Origin of the sequence: Enterovibrio gelatinilyticus (genome assembly GCF_028683095.1) — a bacterium.
Lineage (GTDB): Bacteria > Pseudomonadota > Gammaproteobacteria > Enterobacterales > Vibrionaceae > Enterovibrio > Enterovibrio gelatinilyticus.
The window spans coordinates 16,961-36,365 of sequence record NZ_JAJUBC010000012.1 but is presented as its reverse complement, the minus strand read 5'-3'; the positions used below and the strand labels follow the sequence as shown (position 1 = coordinate 36,365).

Annotated in this window: 15 protein-coding genes; 1 reads left to right on the top strand and 14 read right to left on the bottom strand. The window is 49.7% G+C overall.

The genetic code is table 11. The annotated features are described in order from the left end of the window. Positions 1-27 precede the first annotated feature (27 nt). The 6 genes from LRP50_RS11865 to nosP form a co-directional block, all read right to left on the bottom strand. Positions 28-789: a phosphoadenylyl-sulfate reductase gene (locus tag LRP50_RS11865; RefSeq protein ID WP_274164681.1), complete on the bottom strand. Its 762-nt coding sequence runs from the start codon at positions 787-789 to the stop codon at positions 28-30. After that, positions 782-2,500 (bottom strand): assimilatory sulfite reductase (NADPH) hemoprotein subunit, encoded by a 1,719-nt coding sequence (cysI, locus tag LRP50_RS11860; protein WP_274164680.1) that lies wholly within the window; start codon positions 2,498-2,500, stop codon positions 782-784. Before cysI ends, LRP50_RS11865 begins: the two co-directional genes overlap by 8 nt. Further along, positions 2,500-4,323 (bottom strand): assimilatory sulfite reductase (NADPH) flavoprotein subunit, encoded by a 1,824-nt coding sequence (locus tag LRP50_RS11855; protein ID WP_274164679.1) that lies wholly within the window; start codon positions 4,321-4,323, stop codon positions 2,500-2,502. Before LRP50_RS11855 ends, cysI begins: the two co-directional genes overlap by 1 nt. Positions 4,324-4,610: 287 nt before the next feature. Next, a complete protein-coding gene (locus LRP50_RS11850; protein WP_274164678.1) occupies positions 4,611-4,841 on the bottom strand; it encodes a thymidylate kinase in 231 nt (76 codons plus the stop codon). A gap of 82 nt (positions 4,842-4,923) precedes the next feature. Further along, complete coding sequence (locus LRP50_RS11845; RefSeq protein ID WP_274164677.1) at positions 4,924-7,557, bottom strand: hybrid sensor histidine kinase/response regulator; 2,634 nt, start codon at positions 7,555-7,557, stop codon at positions 4,924-4,926. Beyond that, entirely contained in the window at positions 7,558-8,826 is a 1,269-nt protein-coding gene (gene nosP / locus LRP50_RS11840; RefSeq protein ID WP_274164676.1) for a nitric oxide-sensing protein NosP, read from the bottom strand. 355 nt (positions 8,827-9,181) lie between these two features. Here nosP and LRP50_RS11835 point away from each other — a divergent pair, with 355 nt between their 5' ends. After that, on the top strand, positions 9,182-9,850 hold the full coding sequence (locus LRP50_RS11835) for a LuxR C-terminal-related transcriptional regulator (protein ID WP_274164675.1): 669 nt from the start codon (positions 9,182-9,184) through the stop codon (positions 9,848-9,850). A gap of 52 nt (positions 9,851-9,902) precedes the next feature. Here the strand turns inward: LRP50_RS11835 and LRP50_RS11830 are convergent, their stop codons facing one another. The 8 genes from LRP50_RS11830 to exaC all read right to left on the bottom strand — a co-directional run bounded on the left by LRP50_RS11830 (position 9,903) and on the right by exaC (position 19,382). Beyond that, positions 9,903-11,939: an insulinase family protein gene (locus tag LRP50_RS11830; RefSeq protein WP_274164674.1), complete on the bottom strand. Its 2,037-nt coding sequence runs from the start codon at positions 11,937-11,939 to the stop codon at positions 9,903-9,905. Between the two features lie 14 nt (positions 11,940-11,953). Further along, positions 11,954-13,084 (bottom strand): pyrroloquinoline quinone biosynthesis protein PqqE, encoded by a 1,131-nt coding sequence (pqqE, locus tag LRP50_RS11825; protein WP_274164673.1) that lies wholly within the window; start codon positions 13,082-13,084, stop codon positions 11,954-11,956. Beyond that, the gene (gene pqqD / locus LRP50_RS11820; RefSeq protein ID WP_274164672.1) at positions 13,056-13,322 is read right to left on the bottom strand and encodes a pyrroloquinoline quinone biosynthesis peptide chaperone PqqD; all 267 of its coding nucleotides are present in this window, start codon (positions 13,320-13,322) and stop codon (positions 13,056-13,058) included. The genes pqqE and pqqD overlap by 29 nt, the downstream gene beginning before the upstream one ends. A 76-nt stretch (positions 13,323-13,398) precedes the next feature. Next, a complete protein-coding gene (gene pqqC / locus LRP50_RS11815; protein ID WP_274164671.1) occupies positions 13,399-14,160 on the bottom strand; it encodes a pyrroloquinoline-quinone synthase PqqC in 762 nt (253 codons plus the stop codon). Between the two features lie 114 nt (positions 14,161-14,274). Continuing rightward, positions 14,275-15,195 (bottom strand): pyrroloquinoline quinone biosynthesis protein PqqB, encoded by a 921-nt coding sequence (pqqB, locus tag LRP50_RS11810; RefSeq protein WP_274164670.1) that lies wholly within the window; start codon positions 15,193-15,195, stop codon positions 14,275-14,277. A gap of 181 nt (positions 15,196-15,376) precedes the next feature. Continuing rightward, on the bottom strand, positions 15,377-15,448 hold the full coding sequence (gene pqqA, locus LRP50_RS11805; RefSeq protein ID WP_081796241.1) for a pyrroloquinoline quinone precursor peptide PqqA: 72 nt from the start codon (positions 15,446-15,448) through the stop codon (positions 15,377-15,379). Positions 15,449-15,612: 164 nt separating this feature from the next. Further along, positions 15,613-17,772: a 4Fe-4S binding protein gene (locus tag LRP50_RS11800; RefSeq protein WP_274164669.1), complete on the bottom strand. Its 2,160-nt coding sequence runs from the start codon at positions 17,770-17,772 to the stop codon at positions 15,613-15,615. 101 nt (positions 17,773-17,873) lie between these two features. Continuing rightward, entirely contained in the window at positions 17,874-19,382 is a 1,509-nt protein-coding gene (exaC, locus tag LRP50_RS11795) for an acetaldehyde dehydrogenase ExaC (protein WP_274164668.1), read from the bottom strand. Between the last annotated feature and the right edge of the window lie 23 nt (positions 19,383-19,405).

Below are 19,405 nucleotides of genomic sequence, written 5' to 3'. Positions count from 1 at the left end.
TGTTCGTCAATGGCAATATTGAGAGGGTTAAATCCCTTCGCCGTCACCACTCACATCATCTTCATGCAACCCACACTCGCGTTTGAGGCCGAAGAAACGGGTCTCTTCTTCTGTCATGCCTTCTTCAAGTTTACGCGTGGTATGGACATCGCCCACTGACACATAGCCTTGGTCCCACAATGGATGGTATGGCAAGCCATGCTCTTTCAAGTAGTAGTGCACGTCTTTGTTGGTCCAGTCGATCACCGGCAAAAACTTGAACACGCCATTTTGAATACCAAGAATAGGCAAGGTTTGGCGAGAGCTTGATTGGTCTCGGCGAAGCCCCGAGAACCAAGTGCCCACGTTCAGTTGATCCAACGCGCGACGCATTGGTTCAACTTTGTTGATGCGGTTGTATTGTTGAATACCGTCAACGCCTTGCTCCCACAATTTACCGTATTGTGCTTCTTGCCATGCAGAGCTCTGTTCCGCGCGATATACACGTAAATCCAGAGATAACTGCTTGGTTAAGTCATCAATAAACTGATAGGTTTCAGGAAACAAATACCCCGTGTCGGTCAAAATAACCGGTGTATCCGGTTTCTCTTTGACCACAAGATGCAGCATAACTGCAGCCTGAATACCAAAACTTGATGACAAGGCAAATTCGCCCTGCAGATTTTCCAACGCCCACCGAACCCGCTCCTGTGCTGACAGGGTTTCCAGTTCAGCGTTAATTGGCGCCAGTTCCAAGATTTGCTGCGCCTTGTTCAGGCCAAGCAAATCGGACAGTTGAAAATTAGGCATAGAAATCCCTCTTAGAGACTTTCACTTCCGCAATAATGCCAGCGCGGATAACAAAATCACCGAAGCCTTCGCCGTCGTTACGCTCTGTCGCCCAACGGCCAACCAGCGCATCGATATCTTCAAGGATCTGAGCGTCAGTGATGTTCTCTTTGTACATTTTAGGTACTCGCGTACCTTCTCGGTTACCACCTAGGTGCAAGTTATAGCGACCAGGGGCTTTACCCACCAAACCGATTTCCGCCAGCATGGCGCGGCCACAACCGTTTGGACAACCCGTCACACGCAAGATGATGTGCTCATCTTCCAAGCCGTGTTTTTCCAAAATGTCTTCAACGTCTGTCACAAACTGTGGCAAGAAACGTTCTGCTTCTGCCATTGCCAGTGGACACGTTGGGAAGGCGACACATGCCATGGAGTTCTTGCGCTGCTCGCTGACACCGTCGTCAATCAGTCCATACTCACGGGCGATCTTTTCGATCTTCGCTTTGTTGGATTTCGACACGCCTGCAACGATCAAGTTTTGGTTCGCTGTCATGCGGAAGTCACCTTTGTGGATCTTCGCAATCTCAGCCACGCCAGATTTGAGCGGTTTACCCGGGTAATCCAGCAGACGACCATTTTCGATGAATAGTGCTAAGTGGTGCTTGCCATCAATACCTTCAACCCAACCGATGCGATCGCCGCGGTCAGTGAATTCATAAGGGCGAACCGCTTCAAACGTAATGCCGGCGCGTTTTTCCACTTCCGCTTTGAACACGTCAGTGCCGACGCGATCTAGCGTGTATTTGGTTTTCGCATTCTTACGGTTTGAACGGTTACCCCAGTCGCGCTGTGTGGTCACAACCGCGGCAGCAACATCCAAGGTTTTATCCAGTGCAACAAACCCGAGGTCGTCAGCTTTACGCGGGTAGGTCGCTGTATCGCCGTGCGTCATGGCAAGGCCACCACCAACCAATACGTTAAAGCCCACCAGTTTGCCGTTGTCGGCAATCGCCACAAAGTTCAAATCGTTCGCGTGAACATCTACATCGTTTTGCGGCGGAATGACCACCGTGGTTTTAAACTTACGTGGCAGGTAGTTCGAACCCAAAATTGGCTCTTCGTCTTGATGACCTTCTACCTTCTCACCGTCTAGCCAAATCTCCGCATAAGCGCGCGTTTTCGGCAGCAAGTGCTCACTGATTTTCTTCGCCCACTCATACGCTTCTTGGTGAAGCTCTGACTCAACAGGGTTCGTGGTACACAGTACGTTACGGTTTACGTCACCAGCTGTTGCGATGGAGTCGATACCAATCTTGTTCAGCGTTTGGTGCATCAACTTGATGTTCGGCTTCAACACACCGTGGAACTGGAATGTCTGGCGTGTTGTCAGGCGAATACTGCCGTACATGGTGTGCTCAGTCGCGAACTTATCAATCGCCAACCATTGCTCTGGCGAGATAATGCCACCCGGCATACGTGCACGAAGCATCACGTTTTGCAGCGGCTCTAGCTTCTGCTTTTGACGCTCCGCACGGATATCACGGTCATCTTGCTGGTACATGCCGTGGAAACGGATCAGCTGGAAGTTGTCAGCTGTGAATCCACCCGTCACACGGTCTTTCAAATCTTGCTCAATCGTTCCGCGCAGAAAGTTACTTTCTCTTTTCAGGCGCTCGTTATCCGCTAGCGGGCCCAGCTCTGTGCCCAACACAACTTGCTTGTCACTCATTAATACACATCCTTTTGATAGCGCTTCGCCTTACGCAGTTCATTCAAGTAGCTTTCTGCGTCTTCTCGGCTTTTTCCGCCTTGCTGCTCAACAACATTAATCAATGCTTCATGGACATCCTTCGCCATGTGGGTCGCGTCGCCACAAATGTAAAGGTATGCACCTTCTTGTAGCCACTGCCAAACCGCTGCTGATTGCTCAAGGATTTTATGCTGAACGTACTCTTTCTCAGCTTGATCTCGGCTAAAGGCAAGGTCGATATTGGTCAACAAACCGTCTTTTAGGAATTTCTGCCACTCTACTTGGTAGAGGAAATCTTGGGTGAAGGTACGGTCGCCAAAGAACAACCAGTTTTTCCCTTCTGCGCCACGGGCATCTCGCTCTTGCATGAAGGCACGGAACGGTGCGATACCCGTACCAGGACCAATCATGATAAGTGGTGCATTGTCATCAGCCGGCAACTTGAAGTTGTTGTTGTGTTCGATGAACACTTTTACCGATTCAGCCTCTTCCGCACGGTGTGCAAGGAAGCTGGATGCACCGCCAAAGCGCGTGTTGTCACCGTTTTGGAATTCCACCAAACCCACGGTCAAGTGAACTTCTTCACCCACGTCTTCTTGGCTTGAGGCTATGGAGTATAAGCGTGGCGTGAGTTTGCGCAGTAAACCAATCAACTGCTCCGCAGCCAACTTGGTTTTCTTCTCGCCGAGCACATCCACTACTTGGGTATTATTGGCATACTGGCGAAGCTTGTCTTTGTCTTCAGCCAGTTTCTGCAGCTTCTTACTGCCTGACAGCTCTGCATATGCAGCGACTTGTTGTGGGTTTGCTGATGTAACTTCAAACTTATCGGTGAGTGCTTTACGCAGCGACAAAGACTCGCCTGCCACGTCAACACTCTCATCGCCGGTCAAACCCACTTTCGCTAGAATTTCATCGACCAACTCTGCACTATTACTGTAATACACGCCAAGTGCATCACCCGGCTGGTAGGTTAAACCAGACTCACCCAAATCAATTTCGATGTGGCGAACATCTTTGCCAGAATCACGACCGGTGATTTTCTGGTTAGTCACGAGCTCTGCCGCGTAAGGATTTTGTTTGTTATAAGCCGATGCAGCACCTGCAGTGGTTGCTGCGTGAAGAGGAACAACCACTTCATCAACGCCACCACCAATGGTGTCTTTCACTTTACTCAGAACATCTGCGCTCCAAGTTTCTGCATCAGCGTCATAATCCACGTCACAGTCGAGACGCGGCACAATCGCTTTTGCACCCTGCTTAGAGAGGAAAGCATCAAAATCTTTACCGGTTTGGCAGAAGAATTCGTAGCTTGAATCACCCAGACCAATCACTGCATATTGCAGCTTGTCGAGCTTAGGTGCTTTCTTAGACTGCAAGAATTCGTGCAGGGAAATGGCATTATCAGGCGGCTCGCCTTCACCGTTGGTCGATGCCACGATGATCACGTGCGTCTCTTTCGCCAGATCACGGGGTTTGTAATCATCGGCAGAGAACAATGCCACGTCTACGCCGTCAGCTTTCGCGCTCGCTTCCAGTGCTTCAGCAACACCTTTCGCATTACCGGTTTGAGAGGCATAAATAATTGTCAGCTTACCCGCAGGCTTTGCCGCAGTGGCAACCGCTTGAGCAAGTGGTTGTGGGTTGCTACCTGCTGCTTCAGGTGTTTGGCTTAAACCCCAAAAATATCCGCTAATCCACGCCAACTGCTGTGGCGACAGTTCTGCCACGGTCTGTTGAAGTTGACCGATCTGCTGATCGTTAAGCGGGCTTGCCAGTGCAGAAAGTTCCTTGAGTAACATGTCACGACATTCCTTTTCTATTTCGTGAGCATAGATTAGCTATTCGCCGTAATAACTAGAAAGAATAGAAATGCATGTTTTATAACCGCGAGTATGAGCCACTGCGAACTATCAAGCCATTCAGGCATATAAACCTAGTCGCACGGGGAAGCAAAAGTGATCGGATTTTGGACTCGGGTCGCTAAGGCATGGCACTCAATAGATGAAGCACACGTTGAAGGAACAAACACGATTGCCAGAAAGAAAAGCAGGTCTTCTCGACATGGCGAGAAAAAGCGTGGAATGCGTTATACGTCGACGATACGCACTTGATGAAAACCAATATCCAGAGCACTTTCAGTGGCGATATCCACATCACCAAAACACTGCTCTAAGCCGTTACCGTCTGTCAGCGGCACAAGCCCACCTCTCGCATGGCGAAACTCGACAATCCACCCATCGCGGGATAACGAAGGTTCTACCACCGCCTCCACCAGCATTTCCTGACTATAGAGGGAACGAAGTTCTGATTTTGTCATTGCGCCTTCCTGTTCACGTACCAAAACAGAGGGGAATACTAAAAAGCATAGTCGCCCCGACTTGGATGCGCCACAGGCCAAATTATCGATTTCGAGACGCGATAGACGTGTTTTTCAGTGGCAGGCTATCGACATGTTCACCACTCAATAAATGCACCATGGTCATTTTCAACCGCATGGGCGAAATGGGTTTATGTAGCACCAGATACCCGCAATCTCGCGCATGATGCTGCAACTCTTCACTGCGATTAGCCGTCACAATCACGGTCGGTACTGGCTGTAACCGCTGAGCATTGATGGATTTAGCCAGCGCCAGACCCGTTAATTCATTGTCGAGATGATAATCCGCAATCAGCAGTTCCACTGGGCATTGCACGGTATCACAACTGATTTGCAGTTCTTGCAATGAACTGGCGGTGGTCACTTCACAGCCCCAACGCTGTAAAAGCTCTTCCATTGCACGACAAATGTTTTGGTCGTTATCCACCACCCACACTCGCGCTCCTTGAAGCACCACACCACCATCCGTCACCAGAGTTTCTACATTGCGGGCACTCTGAGCCTCCCTTGCTCCGTAAGGGACTAACACTGAAAAACGAGCCCCTACTTCGGGGATGGAATTCACGGTGACAGCATGCCCTAACACACTGGAAATTTTATCGACGATGGCAAGCCCTAAGCCTAATTGGGTATGATGATCATGTCCTGTACTCAGACGTTTAAATTCTTGAAAAATCTCGTTCTTCTTATCTTCAGGTATGCCCATTCCGGTATCGAGCACCTCAATACGAAGTCCATCTCGGCAACGACGACTCCCCAGCAGTATTTTTCCGGACGACGTATAACGCAGGGCATTGGTCATTAAATTGCGAAGAATACGGGCAAGGAGCTGAGAATCAGAATAAATGTAGGCAGAGCTCGGCACATAACGTACTTCGACCTGACTGCCCTCTGCGGCATGTGAAAAATCATGGGCGATATTATCCAGCAAATCACTAACTGGGAAAGACTGCTTGTCGGCCCTGACCACACCAGCATCCAGTTTAGATATATCAACCAGCGTTGTGATCAATGACTCCACATCTTCCAAGGAGTGAGTGAGGGAATTCACCAATTGGCGTGCAGACGGGGACATCCGATGGCTGAGTAACGATCCCAAATACAATTGGGCGGCATTGAGGGGTTGCAACAAATCGTGGCTTATCGCTGCAAGGAATTTGGTTTTCGATAAATTCGCGCGCTCCGCCTCTTTCTTAGTTTCCAGCAAGCGCTCTTGGATCACTCGACGCTCTTCAACTTCATCCTGCAGTTGGCTGTTGAGTGCTTGCAACTGCGCCGTCCGCTCTTGCACACGAAGTTCGAGGGTTTGATAGGCCTGCTCCAATTTCGTCGCGTTTTGGCGGCGCTCGGTAATGTCCCAATTAAGAACAAATAACCCTGTAATTTTTCCGCTCGACGACTGGTTCGGCACATAGCTTTTTACCACGTAACGCGCTTCACCGCTGGCATTGTATTCATCAATTTCAAACACCACAGACTCACCAGAAAGAGCACGTTCTACATAAGGCTTCAACGCCGCAAACTTGGATTGGCTGCGAGAAATTGAAATATGCTGCCCTAGCAACTCACCCGGCGGGAAGCCATACCATTGGTCATACGCTCGGTTGGTGAATTGATACCGAAGATCGTCACCCACATAAGCAATCAAGGCGGGCACATTGTCAGTAATCAACCTGAGCCACTGCTCTGTTTCACGCAACTCTTTTGCATCAAGGTAGCGCTGCGTAATGTCGGTGTAAGTATTGACGTATCCGTCATCGTCCATGGCATGACTGCGCACTTCGATAACCCGGCCATCGGGCAAGGTTTGCACGCGGATCCCTTCCGGTGGATGCGTCCCTCCCAAACCAATGCGCCACAAGGTCATGGGGGAGTCTGCGGTTAACGCTTCAATATGCGCGCCATTGAGTTGCGTTTGAGCGAAGCCTGTCATGGCAAGAAAGCGCTGATTGAACACTTGAATATCACCGGTATGGCTCACCATGAGTACACCTTGCGACAAGTTATCGACCATGTTTTGCAAGACACGACTTTTCTCTGCCATTGCCGCTTCAAAGCGTGCCGTTTCAGCCAGCTTTAACTGTGTGACGTCAGAGTAAAGCATCACCATCCCGCCATCACTCGTTTCTCGCTCTTTGATTTGCAGCCAGCGATCATCGTGCAGCTTGATAGTATGCCCATTATGGTTTTCACCAGCTTCACGCACGATCAAGCCGTGCTCTTCGGCGAGTCTGCGAATTTTTTCAGGTGTCAGAGCGGGGGTATTCAGTGAAATAGCATTATCACGCCAATAGCGCTGAAAATGGCTATTGGAGTACACCAGTTCACGATTGGGATCGTACAAAGCAAAGCCATCAGAAATCGATTCAATGGCATCGATAAAACGCTGATGCGCTTTCTCTGCCTGTGATTTGGCCTGCGACAGTTGACGGTTTGTGGACTCAATGGATTGCAGCGCATGATTCAGCTCATCGGTTTTCTCTCGTACCTGATCGGCCAGTACCACCGAATGTTGGAAAGCCCCCCAAGCATCTAGCTGACCACTACCTCCTTGTTCGACGCGACGAACCAATGCATCAATCATCTTTTTCTGACGAGCGTTCTCTGTTTTCAGCGCCGCGATTTCTTGTTCCAGTGCTTGCTGCTTTTTGTTCACTTACCCTACCTTCCTCTCGGCATGACCGTCGACGCGTTCGTCAGAATGGACCTCAGGGTGTTCGCTATTGGCATCCGCAAGGAAAGGTTTAGGAGACTCAGGCGGTCGCCCGATCATTACACCGGTTAAGGTTTGGTTCATATGTATGCCGTTTAGCTGCTCGCCATACGTATTAAATCCGATTAATCGAAATCGCGAGAACATAGCTTTCGCTTTGTCCCGCATCAAGGCTTGCTCGATTTCTAAGCGACGCAAAAAGCAGTCACACCCTAATGTCAGTTCGAGCTGGCCGATACGGGCTTCGATGGCACTGAGTTTCTCTTGGGTATCTGCAAACAAGTCGCCCGGTTTCATCGCCGTCACCACGATGCCATCGTCCACGGCGCAATAAAAATCCAGGCTCAGATCGTCATTGACCTTCTGGATTGAGCGCACGTAATACTGATCGCCAATAAGTACTGCCAGCGGATGAAGGGCATAAATTTCAGGGCGAAGATCTTCTAACGTAATACCCACTTCTCGTGCATAAACTTGTGCTGCAGGTTCAGCGTTAAATTCATACACACGCCGCGCTGCACAATCAGCTTCCGTCACCACTAATTTACTCTCAAGACTTTCTATGTGGTGGGTGGTGAAAACTTCGAACGGGCAATGCGTGTTGAACATCACCACAATCGCTGATTCAGTATGAAATGCGCCATCACTGTAAACATGGGTATTGGCAAGGTTGATATCATCTCCCGCTGAACCACCAAAGTGAGGTAAACGACCTAACGCAGTGTCTAGCGTTACCAAAAAACGCTCTTCGTTGGGGGATAACCCATCAATCAAGGTCAACACGAAGGAGTTACTGCTGATTGGCGCTTTCTGATCTTGCTGACACGCATCCACCAAAGAGCTCACACATAATTGAGCGGCCTGCAGGTCGAACTCTTCCAGCGGGACTCGGGCACCTGAGACTTTAAAATCACGACGAGAAAAACCCAGTGCGCTGATACTGCTTTTGGCATAGCCAGATTGCGTAATTTCACCCGCAGAGGTACACCCCATCACTTCGCAATGAGAAAACGCGTGGTTGATTTCTTTACCGAGCGATTCCAAATCGTAGACTGATGAGCAAAAAAACAGCACAAAGCCTATCTCTTCGTTATCAAGCTGAAGCGCCAATTCATGCGCAGCCTTTACTGCATCCAGTTGATAGGATGCAGCACGATAAATAGCTTGTTGATTGTCTGAAGTTTGAGTTACTGATGGTTGAGCTGCTGCCATGTCACCCTCCTGCTCGCGCATCATGTTGAGCGAGTCCGAATCCTGTTGCGTATGTTTTAGTTTACTCGCTCATGAGGAAATTAAGCCTCATACTTAGGAAGGATATTTACATTTTTGCAAAGTCAGCAGCCCCAAATTTTCAAGAATGTGACACCATATGGTCACAAGTGGAATCAGGGTCACTACACTGAAGAGCGTGTGAAGGCGTTTGGTTGCGTATGGTGGGATGACACGTCTTACACATAACCTGCAGAAAAAACACGATAAATAATGCGATGTCAGTTTATCCAGCAAAAATAATAGTTGTAAGCCCTGTCAGGAAGATAGCGGTGCGACTACTTGAAAGGACTGTTTTATGTACAAATTTCTCGTTGCCGATGATCACCCTCTTTTTCGTGATGCCTTAATCTCCGTTATCCGGGGACGTTACGAAGAGTGTGACATTCTTCAATCAGAGGACATTGAGCACACGCTCGTGCTGGCGGACGAACATACAGATTTAGATCTCATCCTACTGGATTTGAATATGCCCGGCATGGCCGGCCTCAAAGGGCTGCTTGAATTGCGTAATCAATTTCCGACCATTCCCGTCGCCATTATTTCCGCAGAAACCAACAAACAAATCATTCTTCAAACCATTGCTTACGGCGCCGTCGGCTTCATCGCAAAAAGTGCACCTAGAGAAAAAATGCGAGAGGCGTTTGAGCAAATATTGGACGGTCACGTCTATCTTCCGGCTGATATTATTCGTGCAGAAAACGATAAAAATAGTGGCCACAGACGTAACGACGACCCCCAGTTTTCACCCGAAATGTTGCATACCCTGACGCGACGCCAGTTGCTGGTTTTGAAATCCATGGCACAAGGCGCTGCAAACAAACAAATTGCCTATGACCTCAATATTTCTGAGACTACGGTGAAATCTCACGTCTCAGCGATATTGAAAAAACTCGGTGTTCACAATCGGATCCAAGCGGTGGTTGGCGTGACTAACATCGACTTCGATCGCTATTTAAGACGCTAACCCTTACTCCACTCTGATCACCGTCAACAATGGAATCTTCAATATATTAGGGTCAGTGCAAGGTAGCGTGCTTTAACGCATAGAGCACTTGAGTTGCCAACTGCGCCAAACTGGCGGGCGAGACGACAGAAAAATCCAATGCCACACTTCGCCCAACGGTATTGAGTAATGTCTGATGAAAACGCGCATTTGATTTGTTGTATCGCGCCGAGACCAGACCCAATCCACCATCACAAACCTTCTCGATATCATCTTCGTCCAGCGGCGAACATAGCGTTTCAAAGGCGTTCAGCAACGCAATGAAGCTAACACTAGGGTCGCTATCCGCCACGGAATCAAACGTCAATTCGTAACTCATTAAATCAAACGAAACACCAAGGCTATAACAGCGACCACCAAGTCGTCGCTGCAAGATCAAAGAAGACGCCATCACGGCTTGCCCCAAAGCAGCGATCGTCCCCGCCTCTGTAGTATGAGGAAAAGATAACGCGACATGCATAGCGGTTTCATCATCGCGATGGCTCGCCATGATGGTGCCAGCGCGAAACACCGGCACACTGCCTGCGCAGTTCAACACAATACCTTGTGCGGTGTGTTGCCACTCTGCATCCATCGCGTGGATCTCATTCGCACTTAAGGTGTGATGCCAAAAATGGCGCAATAGCGCCATATCGCTTTCTGGTAAATCGACCGTCAGCCCCTTCACCACTGCATTGGCGCAGTACCACTCTTTAATCTCTCCCAAAATGGGCTTGCTCTGCATCCACGCCCACCGCAAAGTTCGCTGCTCACAAAGCTCAAGCCAGCGCGTCAAATCGGCGCGGGTTTTTGTGTCTCGTGCATTGAATCGACACAATATCGCTAGGCGAACCAACGGTGGGCACGGCGCTATCCACTCACCCTGACATTGTTTGTCTGTAAACGAGAATGTCGGCAGCTGCTCGCACACCTCCCCTTTTAAATAAGGGGGTGCAAACGGCGTGGTTGAAAATTGGTGATACAAACGCTGTAGGCCATCCCCCCAGCGAGTGGCCATGCGCTGGCCTTGCTGAAGCTTAAAATAGCCGGATTGCCATGCGGTACGCTTAGCCGATAAACGTTGGCGCGCTCCTTCAACTAACTGCTCAAGATCAGATAATGAGCATTGCTGCGAAACACGAAATCGCAACGCTGGGGCTGGTTGAAAATCGTTATTCAGAGGGAGTAACTGCGCACCTAGCTCACTCAAGGGTTGGCGATATTTCAGTGAACTTAAGGTGGCGTGCAGCACCGCCGCCCAATGAGAAGATAACGCCAAAGATTCAATACGCTCATCGTCTTTTTCAGCAACAACGTAAGAGAGAATATCTTGTTCACTTAGCGTAACCGAAAATGGTGTTCCCACGCCGTCTAACGCCTTAGAAACTTGACGCCACAGCGCCACCATCGGCCATGATCCCGCCGTGATGAGTAAGATGTTTTCAGGGCGATAATAGTGATGGTGGTAACGGCGAAGCGCCGCAATGTCCAACTGCGTGATGGTATCTGGCATACCGCCAAATAGCGGGGCACGTGGCACACAATTTACCGCTTGCACCGTGGAGGCATGAAAATGTTCAATCCTCATGTATTCGCTGATTTCACGATACAAGGTGCCTCCATAATCATCCCCTAAAGGATGGAAGATCTCTTGCTCAAAGTCCTCCAAGGTCAACTGGGGTGACAACACGCTGTCAGCAAAAAAACCGATCCCACGTAACGCAGAATGGGGATCATAGCCTGACAAATGAAAACGTGTGGATTCCTTTTTCGTACTGGCATTAAATTCCAACAACGCCAACTCGCTGCGTAATGAGAAAAAGGTGTCGCTATCGGGGAACCGCATCGAACCACGCAAGACCATATGCTCAAGCGCATGCGTGATACCACTATCATCTTCGACGGGGGTGGGCACCACCAGCGAGGCACTTAACCGTTGATCCTCCGATGCGGCATGATGCCAATGCATCATCCCACTAACATGACGATAGCCCACCCATCCGGTGTCCAGTTGCTGATCCTTTGGCGGCAGCAAGATCCAATCCGGCGCAGCGGGGTGCGGTTTCGCCATAAATGTTCCTTAGGTCATGGTTTCACAGAAAGGATCACCTGGCTGTTCTTCACGGTTCGCGCTAATGCCATGCTATGGCAGCCTTGGTTGGCCTTAGCCACTGCCTCTTCAATCACATGATGATCGGGAGACTTACTGCAAACCGGATCTGCGTTAGCTGGGTCCCCCGTCAGCAACATAGCCTGACAACGACAACCGCCGTAATCCTTTTCCTTCTCATTACAGCTTCGGCAAGGTTCCCGCATCCAGTCAAATCCGCGGAAGTGATTAAAGCTCTCAGCGTCATACCAAATATCCGAAAGCGAGTGCTCTTTCACATTTGGATGCGGCAGATCCAGTAACGCTGCACTATGACATGGCAGTGCTAAACCATCAGGGGCGATATTCATGAATATATTGCCCCAACCACTCATACATGGCTTAGGCCGATCTTCATGATAATCCGGTGTCACAAAGATGAATTTTGGACCGTCCCCTTGCTGTGAGTCGCGCAATGCGTTGACTTGGGCTTCGGCTTGTTCAATTTGCGTGCGGGTAGGTAACAAGGCATCTCGGTTATGCAGCGCCCAACCATAATATTGCGAGGTGGCCAGCTCGACGAAATCAGCATTCAGTTCAATGGCAAGTGCCATGATAGCCTCAATCGACTCAATATTTTGCCGCGTGATCACCACGTTCATCACCATCGGAAAACCGTGTGCTTTCACCGCATTAAACATGGCTTTCTTGTGCGCGAATGCGTGCCGTTTTCCCGCGATCGCATCACTTAAATCCGGATCCGCAGATTGAAAGCTGATCTGAATATGATCCAGGCCCGCATGTTTGAGTGCTGCAATGCGCTTTTCCGTTAAGCCAACCGCGGAGGTGATCAGGTTGGTGTAGTAGCCCAGCTGATGAGCGTGAGCAACCAATTGCTCTAGGTCTTTGCGAAGCAAAGGCTCGCCACCCGAAAAACCCAGTTGTACCGCTCCCAGTTCACGTCCTTGTGTCAGTACGCGACACCACTCTTCCGTGGAAAGCTCATCTGCCGCATCTCCGAGATTAAGTGGATTAGAACAGTAAGCGCAGTGAAGTGGGCAGCGATAAGTCAGCTCTGCCAACAACCAAAGCGGGGGATTAACAGCGCTCGATCCATTTTTTGTCATAAGCCACCTCCACAAATTGATGCACATCGTCTGCTAAATCCGCACCGGGGAATTTCTCTTCAAGCAATGCAATCACTTCACCGACCGCACGAGGCGAAGCAAACTGCGCTAAGATCTCCGCGGCACTGTCACTCAGTTTCACCATCCCTTCAGGGAATAACAGCACATGGCAATCCTGTGCTTTTTCAAACTGCATACGAAACATGGTATTTCGTTGGTACTTCGCTTCATCCGTCACGCGTTGTCACTCCTTGCTTCCTGCCACTTTTATACGCCAAAGCTCCCTGCCATTGATCTTAGTTGGCGATCAGCCTTTATGATCGATCCAGCGCATGATGCCAAACTGGCTTGTCGGTAATACCCACATACGGTGGGCGCTCAAATTCATACGCCATGCTAATGGCATCTAACAATGACCATAGAATATCGAGCTTAAATTGGAGAATGTTGAGTGCTCTTTCTTGCTGTTCAACGGTTTGAAAATGATCGAGCGTGATCGACAACCCATGCTGCACATCACGACGAGCCTGACTTAACCGTTGACGAAAATACGTTAATCCTTCGGGGTCAATCCACCCATAATGCGTTGGCCACGAGTCCAACCTCGACTGATGAATTTCGGGGGCAAACAACTCGGTTAGTGAAGAACATGCAGCTTCTTGCCACGTGGCACGGCGAGCAAAGTTCACGTAAGCATCCACGGCAAACCGCACGCCTGGCAAAACCCATTTCTCATCAATCACATCTTGGCGGTCCAAACCAACGGCTTCCGCTAAACGCAGCCATGCTTCAATGCCACCCCATTGGCAATCCAGACTCTCATGTCCATCATGATCAAGAATGCGTTGTACCCATTCTCGGCGGATCGCGGGATCGCGGCAATTCGCCATGATGGCAGCATCTTTCACCGGAATGGATGTTTGGTAATAGAAACGGTTCGCCACCCACGCTCGAATTTGCGCCTTGGAGCAGTTGCCACTGTACATAGCCTTATGGAAAGGATGATGAATATGGTAATACTGCCCTTTGGTGAGCAGTGCATGCTGAAAGTCTTCTCGGCTCATCGCGTTCGTCATCATCCCTCCTTGGGTTTATGTGATTTTTTATCTGATTACTTTTATGTGATTGTTTTTAGTTCTGGCGCCAGAGAGTCTTTCACCCGACCAGATACTCAAGTCATCAAATAGCACCTAAACAGTGATTGTCATTCCGTCAAAGGCGATGTCGACGCCTGCATCTAATACCGCTTGGTGCTCATCAGAATCAGGGTCCAAGATCGGGTTAGTATTGTTAATGTGGATCAGCACTTTTCGCGGTTTTTCATACTGTGACAGCAAAGACAACATGCCGTTTTCACCGGACACAGACAGGTGCCCCATGTCACTGCCCAGCGACACCCCAAGCCCTTCTCGGATCATTTCATCGTCCGTCCACAACGTGCCATCCATCATGAGGCAATCGGCATCAGCCATCGCCGCCAAAACAGCTGGATCATCATTCGACCCAAGGCCTGGCGCATAAAGTAGGGATTTTCCAGTGTGGGTATCAGTGATTTTTAACCCGATGTTATCGCCGGGGCGCGGGCGGTTGCGGAAAGGGGAAAATGGCGGTGCATTCGACGTTAACGTAATCGGGGTAAAACGTAATGCCGGCACCGCCGGAATACTCCAGCCTTCAGAAGATTGTGCGTCGACAGTGTGAGTGCGATATCCCCCTTCCCAATGTTTCATCATCGACAAGATGGGATAACTAGTACTGAGTTCTTCAGCCACTTCTGACGTGCAATACAAATCCAGTGGAAGGCCTTCACGCAGGATGAGAAGCCCTGTCGTGTGGTCAATTTGTGCATCAGTGACAATCACTGCACAGACTGCAGAGCCACGCGCTCCCGTTGCTTTAGCTAGCTGAGGCGTGGCATTAATTTGTTGGCGGATATCAGGGGAGGCATTAATCACCACCCAGTGTTCACCGTCATCGCTCACCGCAATGGACGATTGGGTGCGAGGTAAGGCTCGGCTGGTACCATCTCTTACAGACTGACACATGCGACAATGACAATTCCACTGAGGGAAACCGCCTCCGGCGGCTGAACCAAGCACCACTATCTGCATTCACCCACTCCTTTGCTTGTGACATATCCATTCAATTCATTATATTTTCTATATCGATTTCTGTACTGACTGGGCATACCCACCACTGTTATCTGCAACGCGTCTTACAGCTATCGATATATTCAGAAAAAAGGCATAAAAAAAGGGATGCACCCTAAGGCGGCATCCCATTTCGACTCTCTCAACGATTGCTGATATAGAGGGTGACTTCGAATCCGAGTCGCAGTTCTGTGTAGCTAGGTTTTTTCCACATGGTGATTACTCCTTGTACCAGATACTAAAGTGACAAAATGCTCGCCACCGACATTTAGCGTAATAACAAGAAGGAAAACTACCAATCCTACTTTGTGATGATTTCTCTACTCCGAGACACAATAGACTTTTGCCAAATCAGGGAAAGCTGTTGCAATGCGCCTCTCACCCCTGTGTTTTGTGTGAAGAAACAACCACTACCACACTTTCCGCTTTTGAGGCTGCCGCATTCAAAGGCTCTACTTGGATGGGGGCGGCCCTTCGCGACGTTCGATTCTTGCCGTATTTGTTTGCCACGCAGCGATGCTCATCACTGACAATCGCCAAGCACTCCAAACACTGAACACACTCGTTGTAGTCAATGTGCCCTTCTTTGCGGATAGCATGAATACCGCAGTGTTTTTCACACAAACGACAGGGACTCCCACATTCGCTTCGGCGCGTTAGCCAACTGAATAAACGAAAACGTCCAATCACTGCCAACCCTGCTCCTAACGGACACAAATAACGGCAATAGGCTTTGTGAACTCGAGCGCTCACCAGCAGCAAGAGCACGGCATAAAGCACAAAGGGCCAAGTGCGCTCAAACATTAAGGTGACCGCGGTTTTAAAGGGCTCGACTTCTGCCATGGTTTCCGCAAGCGACAATTGAAAAAAGGCGGTCCCCACCAACACCAACAGCACGCCATATTTCAGATAAATAAGCCGTTGATGTATAACCTCACTCACCTTCCACTGGCGCAGACGGCATTTCTCCGCGACCACCGCCACCAGTTCTTGCATTGCGCCAAAAGGGCATAGCCAACCGCAGAAGAGACCTCGTCCCCACAAAAACAGGCTGATAAACACGTACGTCCACAGCACAAACAAAATCGGATCGAGCAAGAAGACACGAATATCGAAGCCATTCCAAACGGATAGCAACAAGGTGTAGATATTCACCACGGACAACTGGCCTTGGGCATAAAAACCAATAAAGGCAGTCACAAATACCAAAGAAACCAAGCGCACTGGCGTCAAATAACGGCTAAACCGAGCCAATCGATGTTGAAACATGAACACGCCGGTTAGCAGCGTCAAATACACTGCAACGATGACAATCTCTGCGAGCCTGTCTTTCCAAATTCGTAGCCAAAGAGGCAGCGGTGGTTCAGGTGGCGTTACGGCAACTAACACGTCATCAGGCAACGAATATAGACTGTCGACGAAGACATGTTCCGATTCCAGATGGTTTTTTACCAATTGCACTGTCATTCCCACAGAAATAGGCAGTGATGGGTCAAACCCACTTTGATCAGAAAAGGTGAAAATATTGACCCGCTCAAACGGAGCAAGGGGTAGCGCAAAACCTGCATGTTGAAGATGAAACAAGTCGGCATCGCGCAATGACAACGGGCTGTCTTGCTGGCGCAAAGAAAAGCGAGCGGGTGTTGTACCTGCCACAAAATCGTCTGCCACGAAGTGATACGCACCTCGAGAGCCGACCAAAATGGCAATCTCGCTTGGCGCTAGTGAATCCATCACGCGCTGATATTCCACCTCTCCTAACACGTTTTTTCCCACAAGTGGAGGGTTCAGCACGACCAGTGTGAGATCAATAAACGGCGTACTATCTGGCTGCTCTGGATCCCGCGCCTTTTCAAGCCGCGACACATTTACGCCAAGTGCGGAAGCGGCATCCTCATTACTCAGTTGCCAGTGATACAGCAAGCCTGCATCGGTTAGTTGTTTTAAAGTTTGAGGCTGAAACGCGTTAGTGTTGAATCTGGCCTGCACCGCCGTTCCAAACCCCGTTAGCCTTGCCTGCGCCACTTTTCGTGCGGCGGCCATTATCGTGTCATGCACCACCATGACGGACACAGTCGCCTTGGTCACACCATCAAAATAAACAATATCGTCACTGGCAATGCGCTGCTGATCGCTACCAACCAACACCTGCTGCTTCAGCGACAAGCCGCCATATTGATCAATGAAGTCCACCAGCGGTTTTTCGCCAAGACCGTGCAAAAAAATAGGTTCATGATGACCTAACAACGAAAGGCCGATGATGCGCCCTTCGGTATCGAGACCGACACGAAGATTGATACTGTCGCCAGAAAAACCGGGGAAATCGGTCAAGTCATCGGTTTCAAACAGGTAACCAATAGGCTGATCGAGTTGATAAATTTCGGTAACGGGAAGGGTGTCGCTGGAAGCTTTCATCCGCGTCGCACGGGGAAAGATCGTCGCCGCATCGTCGCTCACTTCTAACCAAGATTCGGCAGAGACAATGAAAGGCAGTAAGATCAACAGCAACCACAGAAATACGGTACTACGCCATCGCATGACTAACCTGCTCATAAAAAAAGCGGGGGTTCACAACCCCGCAAAGCTATGTATCAGGCAGCGCGGGGAGGTCGCGGCTGCCTTCTACGAGCGGACAAGGACTAGAAGAAACCTAGCGGATTAATGTCATAGCTCACCAATAAGTTTTTGGTTTGCTGATAGTGGTTGAGCATCATTTTGTGCGTTTCACGGCCTATGCCTGACTTCTTGTAACCCCCAAATGCCGCATGAGCAGGATAGAGGTGATAACAGTTAGTCCACACACGTCCGGCTTGAATTGCACGGCCCATGCGGTAAGCACGGTTCACGTCACGCGTCCACAGACCGGCACCCAGACCGTATTCGGTGTCATTCGCAATAGCGAGCGCTTCCGCTTCGTCTTTAAACGTTGTCACAGCGATCACTGGGCCAAAAATCTCTTCTTGGAAAACACGCATGTTGTTGTCGCCTTTGAAGATGGTAGGTTGCACATAATAGCCCCCACCAAAGTCAGCCGACCCACCGCCTAATAACAATTCCGCCCCTTCAGCACGACCAATATCCATGTAGCTCAAGATTTTTTCGTACTGCTCATTCGAAGCCTGAGCGCCAACCTGCGTCTCAGTGTCCAACGGATTGCCGTGCTTGATGGCATTCGCGCGCTCAATCACTTTGGCAATGAACTCTTCGTAGATACTTTCTTGAACCAGCACGCGAGAAGGACAAGTACACACTTCACCTTGGTTAAAGAAGGCCAGTACGCACCCTTCAACCGCCTTACTGATAAATTCATCTTCTTGCTGCATCACATCTTCAAAATAGATGTTAGGTGACTTACCACCTAGCTCAACCGTTGATGGGATAAGGTTATCTGCAGCGCAGCGTAAAACATGGTTACCAATTGCCGTAGAACCCGTGAAGGCGATTTTGGCAATGCGTGTTGAGGTCGCTAGTGCCTGTCCCGCTTCTGGACCCATGCCGTTAACAATGTTCAGGACACCCGGTGGCAACAGATCACCAATGATTTCCATCAACAACAAAATACTCGTCGGCGTTTGCTCTGCCGGTTTTAATACGATGCAATTACCGGCGGCTAAGGCTGGGGCAATTTTCCATGCAGCCATCAGCAGAGGGAAGTTCCACGGGATAATTTGGCCAACAACACCGAGCGGCTCGTGAATGTGGTAAGCCACGGTATTGGCGTCGATCTCTGCCGCCGACCCTTCTTGCGAACGAATGCAGCCTGCAAAATAGCGAAAGTGATCAACACATAAAGGGATGTCTGCATTAAGGGTTTCGCGCACGGCCTTGCCGTTTTCCCATGTTTCTGCCACCGCCAAATATTCGAGATTAGCTTCAATGCGGTCAGCAACTTTCAGCAAAATATTCGAACGCTCAGTGGCTGACGTCGCTCCCCACGAGGCTTTCGCTTGGTGCGCTGCGTCAAGCGCGAGTTCAATGTCTTCTGCACCAGAGCGCGGGATTTCAGCAATGACCTCTCCCGTACAAGGTGAGGTGTCTGTGAAATACTGTCCTTTGATTGGCGGAACCCAGTCACCGCCGATGTAGTTAGCATAACGCGCCTTAAAGTTAACGACGGCTCCGTCGGTATTTGGTTTTGCGTAAATCATCTGTCCACCCCTATTGGCGATTG